This is a genomic window from Actinomycetospora flava, from assembly GCF_037400335.1.
Taxonomy (GTDB): domain Bacteria; phylum Actinomycetota; class Actinomycetes; order Mycobacteriales; family Pseudonocardiaceae; genus Actinomycetospora; species Actinomycetospora flava.
Map to the genome: position 1 here is coordinate 1 of NZ_JBBEGM010000021.1, position 21,720 is coordinate 21,720.

The 21,720-nt window shown below is 74.6% G+C and carries 23 protein-coding genes; 15 read left to right on the top strand and 8 right to left on the bottom strand.

Going from position 1 to position 21,720, the window contains the following annotated elements; all coding sequences use genetic code 11:
* Window positions 1–57 precede the first annotated feature (57 nt).
* Together WCD58_RS31535 and WCD58_RS31540 are read left to right on the top strand one after the other, a co-directional pair.
* Window positions 58–576, top strand: a complete 519-nt coding sequence (locus WCD58_RS31535; RefSeq protein ID WP_337707186.1) for a DUF305 domain-containing protein — start codon at window positions 58–60, stop codon at window positions 574–576.
* The gene (locus tag WCD58_RS31540; RefSeq protein WP_337707102.1) at window positions 573–1,103 is read left to right on the top strand and encodes an HAD family hydrolase; all 531 of its coding nucleotides are present in this window, start codon (window positions 573–575) and stop codon (window positions 1,101–1,103) included. Before WCD58_RS31535 ends, WCD58_RS31540 begins: the two co-directional genes overlap by 4 nt.
* Before the next feature lie 85 nt (window positions 1,104–1,188).
* Here WCD58_RS31540 and WCD58_RS31545 read toward each other — a convergent pair whose 3' ends face one another.
* Window positions 1,189–2,079, bottom strand: coding sequence for an isocitrate lyase/PEP mutase family protein (locus WCD58_RS31545; protein WP_337707103.1), 891 nt, complete (start codon window positions 2,077–2,079; stop codon window positions 1,189–1,191).
* Between the two features lie 103 nt (window positions 2,080–2,182).
* On the opposite strand from WCD58_RS31545, the gene WCD58_RS31550 reads away from it, so the two are divergent.
* The 5 genes from WCD58_RS31550 to WCD58_RS31570 all read left to right on the top strand — a co-directional run bounded on the left by WCD58_RS31550 (window position 2,183) and on the right by WCD58_RS31570 (window position 5,827).
* The gene (locus tag WCD58_RS31550) at window positions 2,183–2,842 is read left to right on the top strand and encodes a GntR family transcriptional regulator (RefSeq protein ID WP_337707104.1); all 660 of its coding nucleotides are present in this window, start codon (window positions 2,183–2,185) and stop codon (window positions 2,840–2,842) included.
* Window positions 2,839–3,450, top strand: coding sequence for an isochorismatase family protein (locus tag WCD58_RS31555; protein ID WP_337707105.1), 612 nt, complete (start codon window positions 2,839–2,841; stop codon window positions 3,448–3,450). The genes WCD58_RS31550 and WCD58_RS31555 overlap by 4 nt, the downstream gene beginning before the upstream one ends.
* On the top strand, window positions 3,450–4,532 hold the full coding sequence (locus tag WCD58_RS31560; RefSeq protein WP_337707106.1) for an LLM class flavin-dependent oxidoreductase: 1,083 nt from the start codon (window positions 3,450–3,452) through the stop codon (window positions 4,530–4,532). The genes WCD58_RS31555 and WCD58_RS31560 overlap by 1 nt, the downstream gene beginning before the upstream one ends.
* Before the next feature lie 282 nt (window positions 4,533–4,814).
* Complete coding sequence (locus WCD58_RS31565; RefSeq protein WP_337707107.1) at window positions 4,815–5,168, top strand: hypothetical protein; 354 nt, start codon at window positions 4,815–4,817, stop codon at window positions 5,166–5,168.
* A 68-nt stretch (window positions 5,169–5,236) separates the two neighbouring features.
* Window positions 5,237–5,827, top strand: coding sequence for a TetR/AcrR family transcriptional regulator (locus WCD58_RS31570; protein ID WP_337707108.1), 591 nt, complete (start codon window positions 5,237–5,239; stop codon window positions 5,825–5,827).
* Here WCD58_RS31570 and WCD58_RS31575 read toward each other — a convergent pair.
* Together WCD58_RS31575 and WCD58_RS31580 are read right to left on the bottom strand one after the other, a co-directional pair.
* Window positions 5,766–6,242, bottom strand: coding sequence for a protein-tyrosine phosphatase family protein (locus WCD58_RS31575; protein ID WP_337707109.1), 477 nt, complete (start codon window positions 6,240–6,242; stop codon window positions 5,766–5,768). The genes WCD58_RS31570 and WCD58_RS31575 overlap by 62 nt on opposite strands.
* Before the next feature lie 46 nt (window positions 6,243–6,288).
* The gene (locus tag WCD58_RS31580; protein ID WP_337707110.1) at window positions 6,289–7,191 is read right to left on the bottom strand and encodes a LysR family transcriptional regulator; all 903 of its coding nucleotides are present in this window, start codon (window positions 7,189–7,191) and stop codon (window positions 6,289–6,291) included.
* Window positions 7,192–7,249: 58 nt separating this feature from the next.
* On the opposite strand from WCD58_RS31580, the gene WCD58_RS31585 reads away from it, so the two are divergent.
* The 5 genes from WCD58_RS31585 to WCD58_RS31605 all read left to right on the top strand — a co-directional run bounded on the left by WCD58_RS31585 (window position 7,250) and on the right by WCD58_RS31605 (window position 11,953).
* Complete coding sequence (locus WCD58_RS31585) at window positions 7,250–7,660, top strand: Rieske (2Fe-2S) protein (protein ID WP_337707111.1); 411 nt, start codon at window positions 7,250–7,252, stop codon at window positions 7,658–7,660.
* Entirely contained in the window at window positions 7,647–7,931 is a 285-nt protein-coding gene (locus WCD58_RS31590) for a hypothetical protein (RefSeq protein ID WP_337707112.1), read from the top strand. Before WCD58_RS31585 ends, WCD58_RS31590 begins: the two co-directional genes overlap by 14 nt.
* Window positions 7,928–9,136 (top strand): amidohydrolase family protein, encoded by a 1,209-nt coding sequence (locus tag WCD58_RS31595; RefSeq protein ID WP_337707113.1) that lies wholly within the window; start codon window positions 7,928–7,930, stop codon window positions 9,134–9,136. Before WCD58_RS31590 ends, WCD58_RS31595 begins: the two co-directional genes overlap by 4 nt.
* 302 nt (window positions 9,137–9,438) lie before the next feature.
* Window positions 9,439–10,293, top strand: a complete 855-nt coding sequence (locus tag WCD58_RS31600) for a siderophore-interacting protein (RefSeq protein ID WP_337707114.1) — start codon at window positions 9,439–9,441, stop codon at window positions 10,291–10,293.
* Window positions 10,294–10,378: 85 nt separating this feature from the next.
* Entirely contained in the window at window positions 10,379–11,953 is a 1,575-nt protein-coding gene (locus tag WCD58_RS31605; RefSeq protein ID WP_337707115.1) for a serine/threonine-protein kinase, read from the top strand.
* A 7-nt stretch (window positions 11,954–11,960) separates the two neighbouring features.
* Here WCD58_RS31605 and WCD58_RS31610 read toward each other — a convergent pair whose 3' ends face one another.
* Together WCD58_RS31610 and WCD58_RS31615 are read right to left on the bottom strand one after the other, a co-directional pair.
* The gene (locus WCD58_RS31610; RefSeq protein WP_337707116.1) at window positions 11,961–13,862 is read right to left on the bottom strand and encodes an aldolase/citrate lyase family protein; all 1,902 of its coding nucleotides are present in this window, start codon (window positions 13,860–13,862) and stop codon (window positions 11,961–11,963) included.
* Window positions 13,863–13,932: 70 nt separating this feature from the next.
* Window positions 13,933–15,060 (bottom strand): response regulator transcription factor, encoded by a 1,128-nt coding sequence (locus WCD58_RS31615; RefSeq protein ID WP_337707117.1) that lies wholly within the window; start codon window positions 15,058–15,060, stop codon window positions 13,933–13,935.
* A 113-nt stretch (window positions 15,061–15,173) separates the two neighbouring features.
* Here WCD58_RS31615 and WCD58_RS31620 point away from each other — a divergent pair, with 113 nt between their 5' ends.
* The 3 genes from WCD58_RS31620 to WCD58_RS31630 are packed head-to-tail and all read left to right on the top strand — an operon-like array spanning window position 15,174 to window position 17,410.
* Window positions 15,174–15,587, top strand: coding sequence for a RidA family protein (locus tag WCD58_RS31620; RefSeq protein ID WP_337707118.1), 414 nt, complete (start codon window positions 15,174–15,176; stop codon window positions 15,585–15,587).
* Between the two features lie 60 nt (window positions 15,588–15,647).
* Entirely contained in the window at window positions 15,648–16,988 is a 1,341-nt protein-coding gene (locus WCD58_RS31625) for an FAD-binding oxidoreductase (RefSeq protein ID WP_337707119.1), read from the top strand.
* A gap of 26 nt (window positions 16,989–17,014) precedes the next feature.
* Entirely contained in the window at window positions 17,015–17,410 is a 396-nt protein-coding gene (locus WCD58_RS31630) for a VOC family protein (RefSeq protein WP_337707120.1), read from the top strand.
* An 84-nt stretch (window positions 17,411–17,494) separates the two neighbouring features.
* Here the strand turns inward: WCD58_RS31630 and WCD58_RS31635 are convergent, their stop codons facing one another.
* From WCD58_RS31635 to sbnA, 3 genes are read right to left on the bottom strand one after another with little or no spacing between them, the layout of a single operon-like run.
* Window positions 17,495–19,102, bottom strand: a complete 1,608-nt coding sequence (locus WCD58_RS31635; protein WP_337707121.1) for an IucA/IucC family protein — start codon at window positions 19,100–19,102, stop codon at window positions 17,495–17,497.
* On the bottom strand, window positions 19,099–20,661 hold the full coding sequence (locus tag WCD58_RS31640; protein WP_337707122.1) for an IucA/IucC family protein: 1,563 nt from the start codon (window positions 20,659–20,661) through the stop codon (window positions 19,099–19,101). Before WCD58_RS31640 ends, WCD58_RS31635 begins: the two co-directional genes overlap by 4 nt.
* The gene (gene sbnA, locus WCD58_RS31645; protein WP_337707123.1) at window positions 20,658–21,680 is read right to left on the bottom strand and encodes a 2,3-diaminopropionate biosynthesis protein SbnA; all 1,023 of its coding nucleotides are present in this window, start codon (window positions 21,678–21,680) and stop codon (window positions 20,658–20,660) included. The genes WCD58_RS31640 and sbnA overlap by 4 nt, the downstream gene beginning before the upstream one ends.
* Between the last annotated feature and the right edge of the window lie 40 nt (window positions 21,681–21,720).

The following is a 21,720-nucleotide window of genomic DNA, read 5'->3' on the forward strand; positions in this document are numbered from 1 at the left end:
CGTGATCTTCTGAGCTATCGCTCAGAAGATCACGCACGTGCGGGAGGATCGGTGGCGATGCTCCGTGTGCTCGCCGCCGTGCTGCTGGCCGCCGTCCTGGCGGGGTGCGCGGACGCCCCCGTCGCGAACCCGGACGCCGGGTTCGTGGCGGCGATGGTCCCGCACCACGAGCAGGCCCTGGAGCTCACGGCGATGATCGGCGGGCGCGGCGCCTCGCCGGGCCTCGAGGCGGTCGCACTGCGCATCGACCGCGCGCAGGTCGAGGAGATCGGGCAGATGCAGGGGCTGGCCCTCTCGCGGGGGCTGCCGGCCGGGCCGATGGAGCACCACCACATGCCGGGCATGGCCGACCCCGGCACGCTGCAGACGCTCTCGACCCTGCGCGGACCGGCGTTCGAGCGGCTGTGGCTGGACACGATGATCCGCCACCACGAGGGCGCCGTGACGATGGCGAACGACTACCTCGCCGCCGGCACCGACGACACGCTGCGCCGGTTCGCGCAGGTGACCGTCGCGTCCCAGTCGTCGGAAATCTCCACGATGGACCGGCTGCGGACTAGCATCGCCGGGTCATGACGCTGCCGTCGCGGCCCGCGGTGCCGATGCTCTTCGTCGAGATCGAGGGTGTGCTCCGCCGGACGCCCGAGGACCTCGGCCGGCCGTGGAGGGGCCCGTTCGACATCGAGGTCTTCCCGGACGCCGTCGAGCGCCTGCGGCTCTGGAAGGGCGCCGGCGGGCGGGTGATCGGCTTCAGCCAGCAGGGCGGCGTCGCGCTGGGGGAGACCGACGAGCAGACCGCGGTCCGCACGCTCTGGACGGTGCGCGAGCGCGTCGCGAACCTGCTCGACCACGTCGTGCACTGCCCGCACCACCCCGACGCGACCATGCCCGACCACGCCCGCTGCTGGTGCCGCCTGCCCAAGCCCGGGATGCTCATCGCCGGCCAGCACGAGGTGTCCCTGCGCCAGCAGGAGCACTACCCGCTCTGGATGGCGCTGCTGGTCGCCCGCTCGCCCGAAGCGCTCCAGGCGGCCGCGGACCTCGACATCGACCACCTCGACGGCGACTCCTGGCGCCGCGACGGGGGTGCGGCGGCGGGCTGAGCCGGCGCGCCCGTGGGAGAGCGAGGGACTCCTTCGATGCGTCCAACGCAGTGGGGGCGTCCCTCGCTCCACGCCCCACCCCCGCTCAGCTCGTGAAGCGCTGCTCCAGGTCGCGGATCTCGTCGAGACCCTCGCGGGCGGCGAAGGCGTCGAGCCCGCCGATCTCGTCGAGCACCGCGGCCGGGGTGCCGTCGGCGCGCAGGCGGGCGAGCACGGCGCGCATGGCGGTGTCGGCGGCGAGCAGCGTCGAGACCGGGAAGAGCACGAGGGAGAACCCGAGCTCGGAGAGGCGGTCGTAGGACAGCGGCGGCGTGCGCCCGCCCTCGGCCCAGTTGAACAGCAGGCGGTGCCCCTTGAGTGCCGTCGCGACCGTCTCGATGGCCTCCTCGGAGGTCGGCGCCTCGACGAAGAGGATGTCGGCGCCGGCGTCGGCGAACCGCTTCGCGCGCTCGATCGCGGCGTCGAGACCCTCGACCGCGGCGACGTCGGTGCGGGCGATGATCACCATGTCCGGGTCGGTGCGCGCCTGCACGGCCGCGCGGACCTTGGCCTCCATGTCCTCGACCGGGACGACGACCTTGCCCGCGAGGTGCCCGCAGCGCTTGGGCATGACCTGGTCCTCGATGTGCAGCCCGGCGATGCCGGCCTGCTCGTACTCGCGGACGGTGCGGATCACGTTGATGGGGTTGCCGTAGCCGGTGTCCGCGTCGGCGATCAGCGGGACGTCGATCGCGGCGGCCATCCGGCGCGCGTTGTCGACCATCTCGGCCTGCCCGAGCAGCCCGACGTCCGGCCTACCGAGCAGCGAGGCGGTGGTGCCGAAGCCCGTCATGTACGCGACGTCGAACCCGGCCTGCTCCACGAGCCGCGCCGAGTGGGCGTCGAACGCGCCGGGCGCGAGCACCGGGCGCCCGGCGTCGAGCAGCTCGCGCAGGCGGACGCGGCGGTTGGCCGGACGGCTCAGCAGATCTCCCACGGCACGGCTCCTTGTGCACAACGGCGGACGGCTGTGGCCGATCGTGCCTTGTCGGCGCCGGCGACGCACCCTACGTTGCGTACAACATCGAACGGAGCCAGGGATGACGAGCACGGAACGTCGGGCGGGCCGCGCCTCCGAGCGCGCCCTCGCCGACCTGCGTGAGGCCATCCTCGACGGCGACCTCCCGGCCGGCGCGCACCTCGGCGAGGTCGAGATCGCGGAGCGCCTCGGCCTCTCGCGCACTCCCGTGCGCGAGGCGCTGACCCGGCTCGCCGCCGAGGGGCTCGTCGAGCTCGAGGCCCACCGCGGCGCGCGTGTCACGCGGTTCTCCCGCGAGGACCTCGACGGCATCTTCGACGTGCGCCTCGCCCTCGAGCCGCAGGCCACCGCCCGCGCCGCCGCGCACGTCACCGCGGCCGACCTCGCGGCGCTCGACGCCCTCGCCCGCCGGATGCAGGAGCTCGGCGCCCCGGGCCCGGACCAGGACCTCGACGCGCTCGTCGGCCTCAACCGCGACTTCCACGCCCGCCTGCTCGCGCTGGCCCACGCGCCCGCGCTCGCGGCGGCGCTGGCGAACGTCGTGCACACGCCCGTCGTGACCCGCACGTTCCGCACCTACGACCCGGACTCGCTGGCGCGCAGCCTCGCCCACCACACCGAGATCGTCGCGGCCCTGCGCGCGGGCGACGGCGACTGGGCGGGCGCGGTGATGCGCTGCCACCTCGGCAACGCGCGCGCGGTGATGGTGGAGCAGCGATGAGCAACCCGCACGGCGCCCCGTTCGCCGGGCGCGTGGGATGGGGCGAGCGGCCCGCGGTGGTCGTCGTCGACCTCGTCCGCGCCTACACCGAGCCCGGCGGTCCGTTCTTCCTCGATGCGCCGACCGTGGTCGGCGCCGGTGCCGACCTCGTCGACGCCGCGCGGTCCGCCGGCGTCCCGGTGCTCTGGACGGTCGTGCGCTTCGCCGCGGACATGAGCGACGCCGGCTTCTTCGCGTCGAAGGTGCCCTCGCTGGCGTGCTTCGCCGACGGAGCGCCCGGCGGGTGGGGCGAGCTGGCGCTGGCGCCGAGCGCGGGCGAGGTGGTCGTCGCCAAGCAGCACGCGTCGTCGTTCGCCGGGACGTCGCTCGCGGCCACCCTGCGCGCCCGGGGCGTCGACACCGTCGTCGTCGCGGGGGTGTCGACGTCGGGCTGCGTGCGGGCCACCGCCACCGACGCGTCCGCGCACGGCTTCCGCCCGATCGTCGTCCGCGACGCCTGCGCCGACCGCAGCGCGGCGCTGCACGACCAGAACCTCGCCGATCTCGACGCCAAGTACGCCGACGTCGTCGACCTGGCCGACGCACTGACCCACATCGGAGGAACCTGATGCAGTACGGCGTCTTCATCCCCAACGCCACCAACGGCTACATCCTGTCGACCGGCAGCCCGCAGTACCGGCCGAGCTTCGCGCACAACGTCGCGATCGCGCAGGAGTCGGAGAAGCAGGGCCTGGACTTCCTGCTCTCGATGATGAAGCACCGCGGCTCGGGCGGGCCCAGCGACTTCTGGGGCGAGTGTCTCGAGTCGTTCACGCTGTTCGGCGGGCTCGCCGCGGTCACCGAGAAGATCGGGCTCTACCCGTCGGTGACGACGCTCGCCACGCACCCGATCATGGCCGCGCGCATGGTCGCGACCCTCGACGAGATGTCCGGCGGACGCTGCGGGCTCAACATCGTCACCGGCTGGAACAAGCCCGAGTACACGCAGATGGGCCTGTGGCCGGGCGACGACTACTTCAACCGGCGCTACGAGTACGCCGCCGAGTACGTCGACGTGCTGCGCGCGCTGTGGAGCGAGGGGCCGACGACGTTCCACGGCGAGTTCTTCGACTTCGACGACGCCGACATGCGCCCGAAGCCGGTGCACCGCCCGACGGTGGTGTGCGCGGGGCAGTCGCCGGCGGGGCAGGCGTTCACCGCCCGCTACGGCGACCGGAACTTCATCATGGCCGAGCGCTCGAAGGTCGGGTCGATCGCGTCCGGGGTGAAGGACCTCGGCGCGGGGGAGGGCCGCGACGTCGGCACGTTCGCGCTCTACTGCGTGATCGCCGAGGAGACCGACGAGGAGGCCGACCGCCTCTGCGACCACATCGTCGCGAACGCCGACCTCGACGCGATCAGCTACATGACCACCGGCGCCTCGCTCGACACCAACCCCGACGGCACCTCGGCGCAGCTGCTCGCGTCGCTCGAGCGGCCCGCGGCGGAGGGGAACATGGCGTTCCTGTCGCTGCCGGTGATCAAGGGATCGTACGAGCGCGTGGCGGCGCAGTTCGACGAGATCGCCGTGACCACGGGCATCGACGGCGCGCTGCTCACGTGGCCGGACTTCGTCGACGGCGTGACCAAGTTCGGCGAGCGCGTCAAGCCGCTGCTGACCGACGCGGCGCAGCCGCTGGCGAACGCCTGAGACGTCGCAGGGTCCCTTGGTTTCCGAACGAACGGCGCTCTCGCTGCATCCGAAGCAGCGAGAGCGCCGTTCGTTCGTCTTCGCGCCCTCGTGAGGTCACGGTCCGGTCACGATCGTCCGCGGTCCGTGCCCCGCCCTCCCGCGGCGACCGGTTCCGACCCGTTCGTCTGCTCGACCGAGGTGAACGACAGGTGTATGCCGGGCACTGACGACCCGCTCGCCCGCATCCTCCGGGCGCCCGGGCCGCCTCCGTCGCCGAGCAGCGCGAGGAGCGTGATCGCCGTGAGCGAGCGTCCGTTGTCCGACCGTCGTCGTCACGAGCACGCGGAGCTGGACTGGGAGGTGCGGGGCTGGGCCGACCCGCCCGGCCACCGGCCCGACGCCGAGGGCTGGCACAGCCTCGGGTGGAGCCAGAACCACGACGACGCGGTGGTGCTCGCCCGGGCCCTGACCCAGGCCGGGTCCTACGAGTACGCCGAGGTCTGGGGGCCGTGCGAGCAGGTGTCGCCGGGGCGGTCGCGGGTCTGCGAGCGCTTCCCGGAGCCCGACGCCGAGGAGCGCCGGGCGCTGTGGCTGCGTGCGGCCGCGGAGCACTACACCGACGGCATCGACCTGCCGAAGCGCACGACCGTCTGATCCGCCGCGTCGTTCCGCCCTCGCCGGGAACATAGGAGCTGCTACGTTCCCGGCGAGGGGGTGGCGACGTGACGGTGACCAACCGCGACGGCTTCTTCGACGCCGCGATGACCCTGCTGGCGCACCAGGGCCGCTCCGGGCTGCGCCTGGCCACGCTGTGCCGGGCCGTCGGGGTGACGAGCGGGTCGTTCTACCACCACTTCGGCGGCTGGGACGGCTTCGTCGACGCGCTGCTCGAGCACTGGGAGACCGTCGACACCCGCCGCCTCGCCGAGATCGCCGACCGCGAGCCCGACCCCGAGGGCCGCCTCGACGTGCTCAAGCACCTGGCGCTGACGTTCCCGCACGAGGCCGAGACGGCGATCCGCTCGTGGGCGCACGGCGACCCGCGGGTGGCCGTGGTCCAGCAGCGGGTCGACGAGCAGCGCCGCCAGGTGGTCGCCGACGCCCTCGTCGCCGCCGGGGTCGGCGACGCCCGCGCCGGCCGTCTCGCCGACCTCGCCCTGGCGGTGCTCATCGGGCGTCAGCAGCGCCTGGGCCCGACCGACGTCGGCGAGCTGCAGGTGCTGTTCGACGAGCTCACCGCGCTGTCCGCGCTCACTCCGAGCGAGGCCGCCATCGCGGGTCGTGGAGCATCTCGACGAAGTTCGGATTGTTGAGCGCGCCCGTGCGCGCCTGGCGCACGAGGGCGATGGCGTCGTCGGGGTCGTGCCCGCCGCGGATCAGCGACGCCGCCGACAGCAGGCCCGAGCGGTTGATGCCGGCGGCGCAGTGGATCAGGACGCGCTTGCCGGCACGGCGCATGTCGTCGACGAGGTCGGCGAGCCCGCGCAGCGTCGTGAAGTCCGGCGCCGGGCCGTCCTCGATGAGCCAGTGCAGGTAGAACTCGACGTCCTCGAGCGGCGGGGCGCCGCCGTGCAGGTCGAACACGGCGTCCCAGTGCTCGCCGGGCTCCGGGCTCCCGGACTGCCAGATCCCCGGGACGATCTCGTGCGGCGGCCAGGGCGGCGGCTCGTCGTCGAGGTCGTCGCGCAGGTGCGCGGCGATGTAGCCGTCGTCCCGCAGATCGTCCACCGGTGGACCTCCCCGCCGTCGCTGTGCTCCTCGTCCATCCTGGCGATCAGGGCGCGGGCGCGCAGCGCACCGCCGCCGCGAACGCCCGTGCCGTCGCCGTCGGCGCCACCTGCCCCGACCACGCCAGCACGATCGGCAGCGGCGCGGGTTCCTCGGCGATCGCCACCGCGACGACCCCCTCGCGCCGTCCCGCCTCCGGGTCGGCCTGGGCGAGCACGGTGAAACCCAGTCCCTGCCCGACGAGCGCCCGCGCGGTCTCGGCGTTGGCGGTCCGGTAGCGCACGCGGGGCGAGAGCCCGGCGGCCAGGCAGACGCCGAGCGCGTGCTCGGAGCTGGGCGGGAGGTCGAGCAGCACCATCGGTTCGTCGACGAGGTCGGCGAGCGCGACGGGCGCCGTCCCGCGCAAGAGGCGGTGCCCGCGGGGGAGCACGAGGTGGGGCGTGTTCGCCGAGACGGCGGTGAGCTCGAGCGCGGGGTCGAGGCGGTGGTCGTAGAGCACGGCGACGTCGAGCTCGCCCTCGAGCAGGCCGCGGGCCAGGAGGTCCTGCGAGCCCTCGACGAACTCGACGCGCGCCCGGGGGTGGTGCGCGGTGAAGCGCCCGATCGCCGCGGGGAGCAGACCGGGCGCGAGCGTCGTGTAGCAGCCGACGCGCACGGTGCCGGCGACCTCGCCGGGGTCGCCGGCCGCGGCGTCGGCGAGCTCGCCGGCCTCGCGCAGCAGCCGCCGGGCGCGGCGCAGCGTCTCCTGCCCGGCGGGGGTCAGGCGGATGCCGTGGGCGCGGCGGCGCACGGTGAGCTGCGCGCCGAGCGAGCGCTCCAGCTCGTCGAGGGCCAGCGAGAGCGCGGACGCCGAGACGTGCAGGGTCGCCGACGCCCCCGCGAGCGTCCCCGCCTCGGCCACCGCGACGAAGTAGGCGAGCTGTCGCAGCGAATACGCAGGATTGCTCATGTATCAGCCCACATACCTGAACTTTACAAGGGTTGTGGCCTGGCGCACGGTGGTCGGCATGACCACCACGCTCGACGGGTCGGCGCCGCCGGCCCGCACCTACGACGTCGGCGGGAGCGACGAGGTCGCCGAGCGCGGCCGCCTCGTCGTCACCCTCGGGGAGGGGACCGACGCCGTCACCGTCGGCGTCTTCCGCTTCCGCGGGCGCCTCTACTCCTACGAGAACGTCTGCGCGCACCAGGGCGGGCCCGCGTGCCAGGGCCGCATCGTCTCGCGGGTGCGGGAGCGCCTCGACGCCGAGAAGCGCAGCCTGGGCCTGGCCTTCGACGACGACGAGATGCACATCGTCTGCCCCTGGCACGGCTTCGAGTACGACGTCACCACCGGGCGCCACCCGGGCCGGCCGGACTACGCGCTGCGCGCGGTGTCGGTCGACGAGGAGGGCGGGCGGATCCGTGTCACGGTCTGACCGCATCGCCGCGCTGGTCGACGAGCTGACCACCGAGGTCGACGCGGGCCTCGGCGACGGCGCGATCGCGGAGCTCGACCCCGACGTCGCCCGCCGGCTGGTGTCGGTCGCGGCGCGTCTCTACGCCGTGGCCGCCGAGGAGGACGCGCAGCCGGTGCGCGGGACGGACGTGACCCCCACCGAGTCCGTCGTCCTCGCCACCGCCGCGCTCAAGGCGCACGACCTCAACCCCTTCGACCTCGCCCTGTGGTTCTCGAGGAGCAGTTCATGACCATCGACGACGGCGTGCGTCGCCTGCCCACGCAGGAGATCACCACCCACACCGACAGCCGGGAGATCCTCGCCAACGCCGCGCGGGACACCGAGCGCTACGGGCTCGACGAGTACTTCATCGTCGACGTCGACTCCCACCACGTGGAGCTCGACTCGTGGCCGGAGATCCTCGAGTTCCTGGACTCGCCGGTGCTCAAGGACACCGCGCACCAGATGATGCGCAACTGGCCGCAGGCCTCGCACCTGGCACTGCACAACCACCCGCCCGGGCTGACGATGCAGGACGTCTCCGGACGCATCCCCCACCAGGCGTCGCTGGCCGAGGAGACCCCGGGCGCCGCGTCCGGCGCCGAGCGCGACGTGACGCTGGTGCGGCGCGCGATGGACGCGATGAGCATCGACGTGCAGGTCGTGTTCCCCCAGCCGATGCTCGAGACGGGCCTGCACCCGCAGCCCCAGGTCGCGAGCGCGCTGCTGCAGGCCTACAACCGCTGGTTCACCAGCCAGATCCTCCCGCGCGAGCCGCGGGTGAAGACGATGCTCGGCCTGCCGTTCGAGGACCCCGACGCCTGCCTCGCGACCGTCGAGGAGTTCGCCGACCACCCCGGCGTCATCGGCTTCCTCGTTACCAGCCAGCGCCACGCGGGCGTGCACCGCAACGCCTACATGCCGCTCTACCGGATGCTCGAGGAGCGCGGGCTGCCGATCGGCTTCCACGCGGGCCCGAACCAGGCCGACTCGATGACGTCGACGATGAACCGGTTCCTCTCGGCGCACGCAATGAGCTTCGTGACCTGCAACATGACCCACATGACCAACTGGGTCATCAACGGGATCCCGGAGCGGTTCCCCGGTCTCAAGACCATCTGGATCGAGAGCGGGCTCGCGTGGGTGCCGTTCATGATGCAGCGGCTCGACCACGAGTACTACATGCGCCAGTCCGACGCGCCGCTACTGACGAAGCCGCCGTCGCACTACATGCGCGAGATGTACTACACGTCGCAGCCGATGGAGTGGACCGACGACGCGCTGCTCGAGGCGACCCTGCGCGCGATCGACGCCCCGAACTCGCTGATGTACTCGTCGGACTGGCCGCACTGGGACTTCGACGTCCCCGGCCGCATCGCCTCGCTGCCGTTCCTCGACGACCACGCGAAGCGCAACATCCTCGGCGAGACCGCCCGCAAGGTCTTCGGGCTGTAGGCGGCTCGCCGGTCCACCAGCGATGCGGCGTCGCTGGCAGGTGAAGCCAGGATCGCCACACGCTCGACTGCGCGACACGCCGACTCGGGGTGTTCCAGCGTGGCGGCCACGCTGACACTGGGCGTCAGAGAAGGCGCCTGGATCACGTGCCCGGTTCGGGTGTGTCTCCCGGCGCCGTCGGCCTGTCGGCGTGGCGTGCCTCCCGTTCGGCGCCCCGGACGAGTCCCGGGGTGGCTCGATCCAGGTAAGTGAGGCTAGCCTTCCTCGCATTCGGGCGATCGGGAGGCGATCACATGGCGAGGATGGCGGTCCTGCCGGACCTGCGCGTCGCCGGGTCGTCGCAGGTCACCCCGCGGATGCGGCGGGTCACCCTCCGGGGTGAGGCGCTGCGTTCGGTCGGTGTCGTTGCGCCGGCCGCGCACGTGCGCCTGCTCTTCGGCGACCCCGGGCAGGAGGTCACCCTTCCCGTCGCGGGGCCGTCGGGGCTGAGCTGGCCCACCGACCTGCCCCGGCCCTACGCGCGCAGCATGACGGTGCGATCCCTCGACCCCACGCGTGGCGAGATGGCCATCGACGTCGCCCTGCACGGCGACTCCGCCGCCGGCCGCTGGGCGTGCGCCGCCCGCGCCGGCGACCCGGTCGGCGTCGTCGGCCCCGGCGGCGGCTGGACCCCGCCCGCCGGCGCGCGGGCGATCCTGCTCGCCGGCGACGAGACCGCCCTGCCGGCGATCGCGGCGCTGCACGAGGCGCTGCCCGCGGAGATGGACGTGCACACGGTCGTCGAGATCGCCGACCCCGACGACGAGCAGCCGCTCGCCCGGCCCGTCCAGTGGGCCCACCGCGCGCTCGGCGGCACCCTCACCGACGCCGTGCGCGGCTGCGCCGTCACGGCCGGCGTCGCCGCCTGGGTGGCGGGGGAGGGGCACGCGGTGAAGGCGATCCGCGAGCACCTGCGCCTCGACCGCGGGCTCGCCCGCAGCCACTGCCACGCGATCCGCTACTGGACGCGCGGCCGGTCGCACGAGGACTCCGACGCGACGTTCGGCGCCGCCCGCGCCGAGGCCGCGCGCCGGGGCATCGACCTCGTCACCACCCAGGACGTGCACGAGATGAGCTACGAGCTCATGACCGGGGGCTTCACGCTCCCGGTGCGCTGAGCAGGCCGCCCCGACTCACCCACATGATCGTCGCCCGTCTCGGGCAGACTCCCGGCACCGATCGGGACGAGACGAGGGGTGGCGCGTGGCGGACGAGGGCGAGCTGATCGCCGAGCGCTACCGCGTCCGGGCGCGCGTCGGGCAGGGCGCGATGGGCGTCGTGTGGCGGGCCGAGGACGAGCGGCTGCGGCGGGAGGTCGCGCTCAAGCAGGTGTCGTTGCCGGCCGGGGCCGACGAGGAGGCCCGGGACCGCGCGCACCGGCGGGTCTTCCGCGAGGGCCGGATGATCGCGCGGCTGCACCATCCGCACGCGATCGCGGTGTACGACGTCGTCGAGCACGAGGGCGGGCCCTGGCTCGTCATGGAGTACCTCGCCTCGCGCAGCCTGGCCGAGGTCCTCGCCGCCCACGGGCCGCTGGTGCCCGACCGCGTCGCCCGCCTCGGTCGCCAGGTCGCCGATGCGCTCGCCGCCGCCCACGAGGCCGGGATCGTGCACCGCGACGTCAAGCCCGGCAACGTCCTGCTCGCCGACGACGGGCTGGTCAAGGTCACCGACTTCGGCATCGCCCGCGCCGTCGACGACGTCACCCTCACCTCGACCGGGATGATGGCCGGCACCCCGGCCTACCTCGCCCCCGAGGTCGCCCGCGGCGGCGCCGCCGACTTCCGCTCCGACGTCTACTCGCTCGGCTCCACGCTCTACACGGCGCTCGAGGGCGCCCCGCCGTTCGGCACCGGCGACAACCCGCTGGCCGTGCTGCACCGCGTCGCGTCCGGGGAGTACGCGCCGCCGGTGCGCCGCGGCGCGATCACCGCGCTCGTCGAGGCGCTGCTGCGTCCCGAGCCCGAGGGCCGTCCGCCGATGGGGCGGGTCCGCGACGACCTCGCCCGCCTCCTGTCGGCGGAGGCCGTCACCGAGGAAGGGCCGGTGACGCCGGTGCTCGCGCGGCCGGCACCCACGCCCACGACGGTCCCGGCCGCCGCCCCTCCGCCGATGGCCGTGGCCTCGCCGGCACCACCCGACACGCGACCGGCCACGACATCGCCGGTGCCCGGGCCGATGGTGCCCGAGCCGGTGCCCGACCCGGAGCCCGAGCCGGAGCCGGAACCCGGCGGCGATGCCCGGCGGCGTCGCTGGCCGTGGGTCGTCGGGGCGCTGGCGGCGGTCGTGGTCGCGGCGGTCGTGGTCGTCGCGCTGTCGGGCGGCATCGCCGGGCGGCCGGGGGCGTCGGTGCCGGGCGGCGCGGGCGGGGGCAGCGCCGACAGCACGGACAGCACGGACAGCACGGGCAGCACCGCGGCGCCGGGGGCGGGGTCGGGCGGATCGTCGGCCCTCGCCGGCAGCGCCGAGGACCAGGCCCGCCAGCAGGCCGTGATCGACTACTACGCGCTCATCCCGGACCGGCTCGACGAGGGGTGGCAGCGGCTCACGCCGTCGTTCCAGCAGGGCACCGCGGGCGGGTTCGACGGCTACCGGGGCTTCTGGAGCACGATCGCGCAGGTCACCGTGCGCGGGGTGTCGCCCGCGGGCGGCGAGGAGGTTGACGCGACGGTGACCTACCGCTACGCCGACGGCCGCGAGGTCGACGAGCGCACCGTGTTCCGGCTCGTGGACGTCGACGGCATCTGGAAGATCGACGGCCAGCGCCAGGGGAGCTAGGGGCCGGTCAGGGGCCGAGGAACACGCGCTCCGGGTGCGGGTGGCGCAGGAAGTCGTGGTGGGAGATGTCCCAGCCGTAGGCGCCCGCCGCCTCGAAGACGACGACGTCGCCGGCCCGCAGCCGCTCGACGGGCGCCCGGGCGAGCGTGTCCTTGGGCGTGCAGAGCTCCCCGCACACGGTCACGTCCTCGCCGGCGACCTCCGGGCGCGGGCGCCCGGCCGGCCACGCGTCGACGGGCACGACGTGGAAGGGGTGGCTGTGCGCCCACGACGAGGGCAGGCGGAAGTGGTGGTTGCCGCCGCGCACGAGGGCGTACGCCTGCCCGTGGGTGTGCTTCACGTCGAGGACCTCGGCCGCGTAGATCCCGCAGTGGGCGACGAGGAAGCGCCCGCACTCGAAGTCGATCTCGCGCCAGTGGGCGGGGAAGGTGGCGAGGAGCTCGGTCAGGCCGCGGCAGAACGCGGGCCAGTCGAAGGGCCGGTCGAGGGCGGCGTAGTCGACGCCGATGCCGCCGCCGACATTGACGACCTCCGCGCGCACCCCGAACCGGTCCTCCCACGCCAGGACGGCGTCGCGGTAGTGGCCGAGCATCGCGAGGTGGGTGGCGGGGTCGAGGTTGTTCGACAGCGAGTGCAGGTGGAAGCCGGCGAGGCGGATGCCGGGGAGGTCCGTGGCGGCCGCGACGGCGGCGGGCAGATCGGCCTCGTCGATCCCGAACTGGGTGGGGCGCCCCGCCATCGCGATCGTCGCGTCCGGGAACGGGCCCGCGAGGTTGACGCGCAGGAGCACGTCGGCGGTCGTCCCGGCGGCGGTCGCGGCGTCGGCGAGCCGGTGCAGCCCGAGCACGCTCTCGACGTGGAACCGGGTGACGCCGGCCGCGACGCCCTCGGCGAACTCGGCGTCGGTCGGCACCGGGCCGCCCATCAGCACGGACGCGTCCGGGGCGGCGTCGCCGACGACCCGCAGCTCGCCCCCGGACGCGACCTCGAACCCGGCGACGATCCCGTCGAGCGCGGCGACGATCCGCTCGTCGGAGTTCGCCTTGATCGCGTAGAACATGCGGCACCGGTCGGGCAGGGCGTCGACGACCCCCTGGACGTGCTCCCGCAAGGCGCGGAGGTCGTAGGAGAACAGGCAGACGGGCTTCTCGGCCGCGGCGATCACCTCGGTATGTGAGCGAAGTTCACGGCGATAGCCGTGAACATCGCTCACGTGGGACCGGAAGGCGCGCACGGCCAGGGAGCGTTCCTCGCCGAGTACGAGGTCCGTGACGCCCCGGGCCTGCCAGCGGGCGCGGTCGGCGGGGACCCGGGGGATGGCGCAGAACCGGGTGCCGGCGCGCACGCACGCGGCGTGCACGGTGTCGACCGCTCGACGCACGGACGGGTGCCGCGTCCGCCACGGGACCCCGAGCGACTGGGACAGGTCGGCGGCGCCCTCGAGCACCATGTCCAGCCCGGGCGTCGTGACGATCTCGTCGATGACCTCGAGCGCCTCGGCGTCCTCGATCATGGCGACGATCGTGACGCCCTCGTTCGCGCGGGCCACGTGCGTCGCCAGGTCGACGCGCCCGTAGCCGACCATGCGCCCCGAGTTCAGCGACCGCAGGCCCTCGGGGGCGTAGCGCGCGGCCCGGACGACGGCCTCGACGTCCGCGCGGCGGCGCACGTGCGGGATCACGATGCCGGTCGCGCCAGCGTCGAGCACGCGGAGCACGAAACCGGGGTCGTGCTCGGGCACCCGCACCCACGGCGCGACGCCGGCCACCTCGGCGGCGCGGATCATCTCCTGGAGCGTGTCCGGGGAGACCAGCGCGTGCTCGGCGTCGAGGATCGCCACGTCGTACCCGGCGGCGCCGACCATCTCGACCAGCGCGGGCGACGGCGTCGCCACGAAGAGCCCGTTCACGTGGCGCCAGTGTGCCCGCTCCGTCGTGAGCACTTTCCGGGGCTATGGGCCCGGAAAGTACGCACGAAGGTCAGCCGGCGAACCACCCGGACGGGGCCAGGGCGCCACCCTCGACGAGGTGCGGGACGTAGTGGTCGTTGTAGACCCGCGCGATGAGCTCGCGGCGGCTGCGCACGCCGACCTTCGTGAAGATCTTCTTGAGGTGGTCCTGCACGGTGTACGCCGACAGGTGCAGGCGCGCGGCGACGTCGGCGGTGTCGACGCCGGCCAGGACCAGGGCGACGACGTCGCGCTCGCGGCCGGTCAGCCCGTAGGACGCCACGATCAGCGGGATCACCTCGGGCGGGCGGGCGTCCTCGAGGGTGACGACGACGTCGGTGCCCGCGCCGCCCCGGCTCAGCAGCGGCGACGCGTGCGCGACGAGCCAGCGCCCCGACCGTGAGCGCAGCCGGGCCCGGGGCACGGCGGCGGTGGGGTCGGAGGCGCGGCGCCGGGCCGCGCCGACGATCGCGCACACCACCTGCGGCAGCGGGGAGTCGCCGAGCGGGCCGCCGCCGAGGTCGGCGATGCGGGCCTCCGCGCCCACGTTGGCCTGCACCACCTCGTCGTCCGCGCCGACCACGAGCACCGCCGGGCCCCCGGAGTCGTCGGCGGCGGTGAGGTCGACCGCGCCCACCACGAGCCCGCTGCGGAGCCCGCGGGCGAACCCGGGCGCCACGGAGCTCATGAACTCCTGCTCGGCGAGGGTGAAGGTGCGCCCACCCTGGTGGAACAGCGCGAGCCCGCCCCACGTCGCGCCGTCGGCGGCGAGCCCGGCGCGCAGCTCGTCGGAGTAGTCCCAGATCGGCGCGAACATCTCGGCGTAGCGCCGCGAGCGGGCCGGGTCGCCGCCGGTCTCGTCGGCGAGCGCGGCCACCGCGCCCGGCCGCCGGGACACGGCGCGGAAGTCGTAGACGTCGTCGACCTCGTACTCGTAGTACGACCACTCGAGGTCGTGCTCGTCGTCGACGTCGCCCCACTTCACCGTCGCGGTGACGAGCTCGGTCGCCGGGTCGACGGTCGCGAGGCACGCCGCGGAGAACGGCAGCGCCGTGCGGAGGACCTCGATCGCCGCCGCCCCGAACGTCGGCCAGTCGAGGCCCGCGGCCGCGAGCCCGTCGATCTGCGTGCGCACGCGCTCGGCGCTCACCACAGTCACGTCACGCACTGTAGTACGTGCTGCGGCGATCGGGGCATCCCAGATTCCTGGGGTGGCAGATCACCAGGGCGCTGGGATGGGCCCGGCGTGATCGGCGGTGCAGGCTTCTCGGTATGACAGTCCCGCAGCTCAGTGCGCCGCTCAGGATCAACCCGACCTCCTGGAACGCCGGCTTCCGCTACGACCAGGCCCAGCTCCGCCCGGCGCCCGCGCAGCTACTCACCGTGGCCGGTCAGGGGTCGATCGACGTCGACGGGCAGCTCCTGCACGAGGGCGACATGACCGCCCAGATGTCGCTGGCCATGGTCAACGTCGAGGATCTCCTCGCCCGCGGCGGCATGGACCTGCGCGACGTCACCCGCCTCGTCGTCCACGTGACCGACATGGACGCCGCCCTGGCCTCCTACGGCGCGATCACCGAGCGCCTCGACGCCGCCGGCGCCACGCCGCCCGCGACGCTCGTGCAGGTCGCCCGGCTGGCCGTCCCCGGCATGGCCGTCGAGATCGACGCCACCGCCGGCCGCTGAACCCGTTCCGCCGTCCCCGGACGTCCAACCCCCGTCCGCACCCCCCGAGAGGAAGACACCGTGACCACCTCGATCACCGCCCCCGCCGCCCTCACCCCGCTCGACCCGGCCTACGCCGCCGCCGTCGCCCCGTTCGTCACGACCACGACGCCACGCCCCGACCTGGTCGTGGAGGCCCGCAGTCCCGCCGACGTCGCCGCGGCCGTCCGATGGGCGGCCGACGAGGGCCGCGCGATCACCGTCCAGGCGACCGGCCACCAGCTGCTCAGCGACCTCGCCGGCTCCGTCCTGATCTCCACCCGCCACCTCGACGAGGTGCGCGTCGACCCCGACACCCGCACCGCGGTCGTGGGCGGCGGGGCGCAGTGGAAGCAGGTGATCGCCGCCGCCGCGCCGCACGGGCTCGCGCCGATCTGCGGGTCGTCGTCGCACGTCGGCGTCGTCGGGTTCTGCCTCGGCGGCGGGCACGGCCCGCTGTCCCGGGCGTTCGGCACCGGCGCCGACCAGGTCCGCCGCGTCCGCCTCGTCACCGCCGACGGCGTCGAGCGCGACGTCGACGCGACCCGCGAGCCCGACCTGTTCGACGCCCTGCGCGGCGGCAAGACCGGGTTCGGCGTCGTCACCGAGATGGAGATCGCGCTGCACCCGGTCGCCCGCCTCTACGGCGGCGGGATCTTCTTCCCGGGCGAGGCGTCGCCGCAGCTGCTGCACGCGTGGCGCGACTGGGTCGGCACGCTGCCCGACGAGGCGTCGAGCTCGATCGCGCTGCTGCGCCTGCCTCCGGACCCCTCGCTGCCGCCGCCGCTGCAGGGGGCGTTCGCCGTGCACCTGCGCTTCGCGCACCTCGGGACCGCCGAGGAGGGCGCCGCGCTGCTCGCCCCGATGCGGGCGGTGGCCGACCCGATCGCGGACATGGTCGACGAGATGCCGTTCGCGGCGATCGACGCGGTGCACTCCGACCCGACCGACCCGATGCCGATCTGGGACGACTCCGCTGCGCTGGGCGCCCTGCCCGTCGAGGCCGTCGACGCGCTGCTCGCGGTGGCGGGCCCGGGCGTCGAGACCCCGCTGATCATGGCGGAGCTCCGGCACCTCGGCGGCGCGATCGCCCGCCGTCCGGAGGGCGGCCACGACGCGGTGGCGGGCCGGGACGCGGCGTTCCACGTGTACGCCCTGGCGCCGATGTTCCCGCCGGTGGCGGCGGTCGCCCCGGCGGCGGCGCGTGGCGTCGTCGACGCGGTCCGCCCCTGGGCGGTCGGCGGGCTGCCGAACTTCCAGGGCCCGGCGGCGGGCGGGCGTCTCGGGAACCTGTGGGACGACGCGACGACCGCGTTCCTCACCGGCGTGCGCGAGCAGTACGACCCGGCCGGCATGTTCCGGCGGGTGGGCTTGATGGCCTGACGGCCTGGTGAGTGGAATGGGTCGCCATGGCGACCCATTCCACTCACGTGCGCAGCCTCGACCACCTCGTGCTGACCGTCGCCGACCTCCGGGCGACGGTCGGCTTCTACGTCGAGCTGCTCGGGATGGAGGAGCGGACGTTCTCCGGGCGCACGGCCCTCCACTTCGGCGACCAGAAGATCAACCTGCACGAGGCGGGCCACGAGTTCGAACCGAAGGCCGTGCGCCCGACCCCGGGCAGCGGCGACCTGTGCTTCGTCGTCGACGGGCCGATCGAGGACGTCGCCGCGGCGGTCACCGAGGCCGGCGTGACGATCGAGGAGGGCCCGGTCGACCGCACCGGCGCGCTCGGCCCCATGCGCAGCGTCTACTTCCGCGACCCCGACCAGAACCTGATCGAACTGGCCGCCTACCCCTCGTGAGCGAACTTCCGGGCTATAGCCCCGAAGTTCGCTCACGTGTCGGCTTCTGTGAGTGCTTTCCGCCCCTATGGGGTCGGAAAGCACTCACATGGCGAGGGGGTTCGGGAGGGCGTGCACGCGGAGCTCGGTGTCGGGCCAGAGGCGGCGGGTCGTGAGCTTCTCGACCTCCAGGGTCGGCGCGAAGACGTCGAACACCGCGAGCCGGTCCGCGAACCCCGGCACCCGCGCCGCGTGGTCCCGGATCGTCCGCGCCACGACCGCCCAGAACTCCTCCTCGGCGAACCCGTACTCGCCCGCGAGCAGGTACGCGATCTCGGCGAGGTTCACGAAGCACAGGCAGTCCAGCAGGAACCCTGTGACCTGCGCCGGGTCGGAGGTCTCGAGGAACGAGTTGGCGTTCGGGTGGTCCGCCGGCGGGGCCTCGAGCGCCGGGCCCGGCGCGGCCAGCAACGCGCGGGAGAACCGCACCCCGTCGTGGAAGTCCTTCACCGCCACGCGCGTCGGCAGCCCGCCCGCGTGCACGAGCAGCATGTTCTGCGCGTGCGCCTCGAGCGCCACCCCGTGCACGACGAGCAGGTGCACCAGGGGCAGCACCGCCGCGGTGGCCAGCCGCTCGGTCCACGCCCGCGCCCCCTGCGCCCGAATCCACGGGTCGATCAGCGGCACCCCGGACGCGGACCGCGACGTCAGCCCCGGGAACGGCACGGCGCGCTCGGCCGGGTGCAGGTGCGGGTGCAGGCTCTCCCGCCAGATCGCCCCGAGACCGGGCTCCACGGTCACCCCGAGGATCTCGCGCAGCACGATCACGCGCGCCTTCGACGACAGCACCGGGTCCGCGGCCACGATCCCCGCCAGCCAGTCCGAGATCGGCGCGGCGTTGCGCACGGTGTGCGGCGCGAGGCCCCGCGACGTCGACGTGTTCGTGATCGCCAGGGGCAGCTTCACCGACGGCTCGGCGACGGCGTCGACGCGCGCGAGGGTCCGGATCGACGCCTGGGGCCGGTGGGCGTCGCCGTCACCCAGAACCCGCAACGCCCCGGAGACCAGCGAGTCGACGTGGCGGGAGGCCACGTGGTGGTCCCACTGCCACGGGTGCACCGGGATCCCGACGCGCCCCGCCGGGGCCCGCCACACCGTCGCCGGGTCGAGACCTGCGGACGCCACCACCGACACCAGCGACGGGTCGGCGTCGAGCAGCACCGGGCGCACGGTCGGCGCGAACTCCGGGGTGTAGGCGAGCAGGTCGGCGACCCCGAACCCGATCCGCGACTTGTACGCCGGGTGGTACCGGTGCCCGTCGGCGGTCAGGGCCTCGAGCACGTCGTGGCCCGCGTCGGGGTCCAGCGGCCCGTCGGGACGCGCCCGCACGGCCAGCGCGTCGCCGAGCACGGTCGCCGCCAGCTCCCGCCCCAGCCGCGCACGGCACTCGGGGTCGGCCCGGACCGGGGCGTCGGCCAGGAACTCGCCCGGCGTCACGGGAGCGCCGGACCGCGTCACCGGCGACGTCAACCGCACCCGCCCGAACGACGGCGTCCGGACGAACCGCAGCGCGAACGGCCCGGAGTGCGTTCCCGGCCCGCCGTCGCCGACGACGTCGAGAGCGTCCTCCAGCACCAGCGACTCGACCAGCTGCGTCAGGACCCGCTCGCGCACCGGACCGGCGGCCGTCAACGCCTCGACGACGAGGTTCACCGCACCGCCCGCAACGGGTTCGGCACCCGCACCACGCCCGCCGGCATGCTCGTGCCCCGCGAGGGACCCCGCTCGAGCAGCGGACGCAGCACGGAGCGGTAGGGCCAGGTGTCGGCGTCGAGCAGCACGGCGTGCAGTGTGCTGCGCACGACCGGGCTGCGCGTCCCGTCGACCGCCCGCACGATCGCCCGGCGGATCGCCGCCCACCCGTGCGTCTCGGGACGCCCCGTCGTGCGCACCTGCGCGTCGACCACCCCGCCGAGCCCCACCTCGACGGCCAGCGTCGCGAAGAAGCCGATCAGCGCGCCGGGCGTGTCGAGGCGCAGCGACTGCGTCCCGCCGGGCGCGAGGCGGTAGGCGGGGTCCGGCACCGACAGCCAGCCGGGGTGCACGCGCACCGCGTCGTGGTCGCGCAGCACGAGGCGCACCACCCGGTCGCCGTCGAGGTCGAGCAGCACGTTCTGCCCGTGCATCTCGGGCGCGACGCCATGGCGCAGGAACCCGATCCCCGCCTCGACGACCGCCTCGACAACCGCCTCGAACAGCGCCTCGGACCCGCCGAAGTACGCCAGCGCCGCCAGCGGCACGCGCTCGTGGCCGGCCGCTTCGGGCAGCCGGCGCACCAGCGCGGCCAGGTGCCCGGGACGGTCGTGGAACTCGTCGCCCCCGTCCGGCCTCGCGAAGCCCGACCACGCCGTCTCGTCGGCGACGTCCACGCGCGCGGCCAGCTCCGGGTCGGCGGCGAGCACCCGGCGCAGGACCTGCTCGCCGCGCTGCCCGTGGTCCAGCGAGCGCGCCCCGAGCAGCCGCGCCGACCCGAGCGTCGTCACCCCCAGCGGGAGCTTGAGGTGCCGCCCGTCGCCGAGGTCCAGCGTGCGCAGCGACGCCGTCGCCACACCGGAGCCGACCCCGCGGGCCAGCGGCACGACGATGCCGTCGGCGAGCTCGCGGGCGAACGCCGCGGGGAGCACGTGCTCGCGGTCGAACGGGTGCACGGGCAGGGCCCGGTAGCCGTCGGGCGTCTCGGGAGAGGTCAGGGCGACGGGGAGATGCCCGTGCCGCAGGTGGTCCTCGCGCACCGCCACCCAGTCCAGCGCGACCTTCCGCCCCGGACCCCACCGGTCGAGGTCAGCGCGCGTCCATCCGCCGACGGCCCGCGCGGTGGGGTGGAACGGGCGTCCGCGGGCGGCGGCGCGCTCCTCGGCCGACGGCCCGGGATCGAGGAGCGCGTGCGCGACGGAGAGCGCGACGTCCCGCGCGACCACCTCGAGCCACGGCGCGTCGGGCGCGAGCAGCCGCAGCACCTCCGCGGGGTCGGTGGTCTCGCGCCACTGCTTCCCGACGAGCACCGGCCCGTCGGCGTACCGCGTGCGCTGCAGGACCCCGCCCGGCCGGGCGCACCAGGCCAGACAGTTGCCGTCGGCGAGCAGGACCCGCACCCAGGCTCCGGGGCGTCCCTCGGGCCCCGGGCCGAGCGTCGCCGACCGCAGCCCGGCGACGTCCTCGGCGACCGCGGCGTCGAGCAGGTCCCGCAGGACGAGCGTCTCGGCGTCCGTCACGGGGTGGCGACGCGTCGGGCCCGCGCCCGGTCGAGCCACGCGTCGTCCCACACGCGGTCGAGGTAGCGGTCGCCGCGGTCGGGGAAGATCGCGACGATCCGCGCGGGCGGGGTGACGTCGCGGACGACCCGGCGCACCGCGGTGACGACGGCGCCGGTCGAGCCGCCCGCGAAGATCGCCTCGGTGGCCAGCAGCTCGCGGCACGCCTCGGCGGCGGTCGCGTCGTCGACCTGCTCGACGCGGTCGATCTCGGCGGGGGAGTGCAGCTCGGGGACCCGGCTGGACCCCAGCCCGGGCAGCTCGCGCCGGCCCCCGGGCCCGCCGAAGATCACCGAGCCGACGGCGTCGGCGGCGACGACCTCCAGGGGGTCGCACACCTCCCGCAGCCGGCGCGCGCACCCGAGCAGGCTGCCGGTGGTCGACACCGCGCCGACGAGGTGTGTCGGCGGGACGATCAGCGCGTCGGCGAGCTCGCTGCCCGTGCCGTGGTAGTGCGCCAGCCAGTTGCGGTCGTTGGCGTACTGGTTGATCCACACGGTGTCGGGGGTCGTCGCGAGGATCTCGTGGACCCGGGCGAGCCGGGTGTGCAGGTAGCCGCCGGCCTCGTCGGGCTCGTCGACGGTGTCCACGTCCGCGCCCAGCCCGCGCATGATCGCGACGTTGGCGGGGCTGGCGTGGGGGTCGACGACGCAGGTGAACGCCAGCCCGTGCAGGCGGGCGACCATGGCGACGGCGACGCCGAAGTTGCCCGAGCTCGACTCGACCAGGCGGCTGCCCGGCGGGATCGAACCGTCGGCGAGGCCGCTGTCGACGATGTAGCGCGCGGAGCGGTCCTTCATGCTGCCGCCCGGGTTCATCAGCTCGAGCTTGGCGAGCACCTCCACGCCGGGCTGGGGGAACAGCCTCCCGAGCGCCACCAGGGGCGTCGTCCCGACTGTGTCGAGGACCGAGTCGTGGACGGTCTCGAGATTCGTGCGGTCACCAACGGGGCCCGTCCAGGGCCCACGGGCGAGGGTCACTCACAACCTCCGGCGCGACGCGGCTGGGCCGGGGTGGGGG

What these genes read in the sequence shown, in the direction of transcription:
- WCD58_RS31535 (WP_337707186.1), top strand. Translation starts at nt 58, where the DNA reads ATGCTCCGTGTGCTCGCCGCCGTGCTGCTGGCCGCCGTCCTGGCGGGG.
- WCD58_RS31540 (WP_337707102.1), top strand. Translation starts at nt 573, where the DNA reads ATGACGCTGCCGTCGCGGCCCGCGGTGCCGATGCTCTTCGTCGAGATC.
- WCD58_RS31550 (WP_337707104.1), top strand. Translation starts at nt 2,183, where the DNA reads ATGACGAGCACGGAACGTCGGGCGGGCCGCGCCTCCGAGCGCGCCCTC.
- WCD58_RS31555 (WP_337707105.1), top strand. Translation starts at nt 2,839, where the DNA reads ATGAGCAACCCGCACGGCGCCCCGTTCGCCGGGCGCGTGGGATGGGGC.
- WCD58_RS31560 (WP_337707106.1), top strand. Translation starts at nt 3,450, where the DNA reads ATGCAGTACGGCGTCTTCATCCCCAACGCCACCAACGGCTACATCCTG.
- WCD58_RS31580 (WP_337707110.1), bottom strand. Translation starts at nt 7,191, where the DNA reads ATGAGCAATCCTGCGTATTCGCTGCGACAGCTCGCCTACTTCGTCGCG.
- WCD58_RS31585 (WP_337707111.1), top strand. Translation starts at nt 7,250, where the DNA reads ATGACCACCACGCTCGACGGGTCGGCGCCGCCGGCCCGCACCTACGAC.
- WCD58_RS31595 (WP_337707113.1), top strand. Translation starts at nt 7,928, where the DNA reads ATGACCATCGACGACGGCGTGCGTCGCCTGCCCACGCAGGAGATCACC.
- WCD58_RS31600 (WP_337707114.1), top strand. Translation starts at nt 9,439, where the DNA reads ATGGCGGTCCTGCCGGACCTGCGCGTCGCCGGGTCGTCGCAGGTCACC.
- WCD58_RS31620 (WP_337707118.1), top strand. Translation starts at nt 15,174, where the DNA reads ATGACAGTCCCGCAGCTCAGTGCGCCGCTCAGGATCAACCCGACCTCC.
- WCD58_RS31630 (WP_337707120.1), top strand. Translation starts at nt 17,015, where the DNA reads ATGGCGACCCATTCCACTCACGTGCGCAGCCTCGACCACCTCGTGCTG.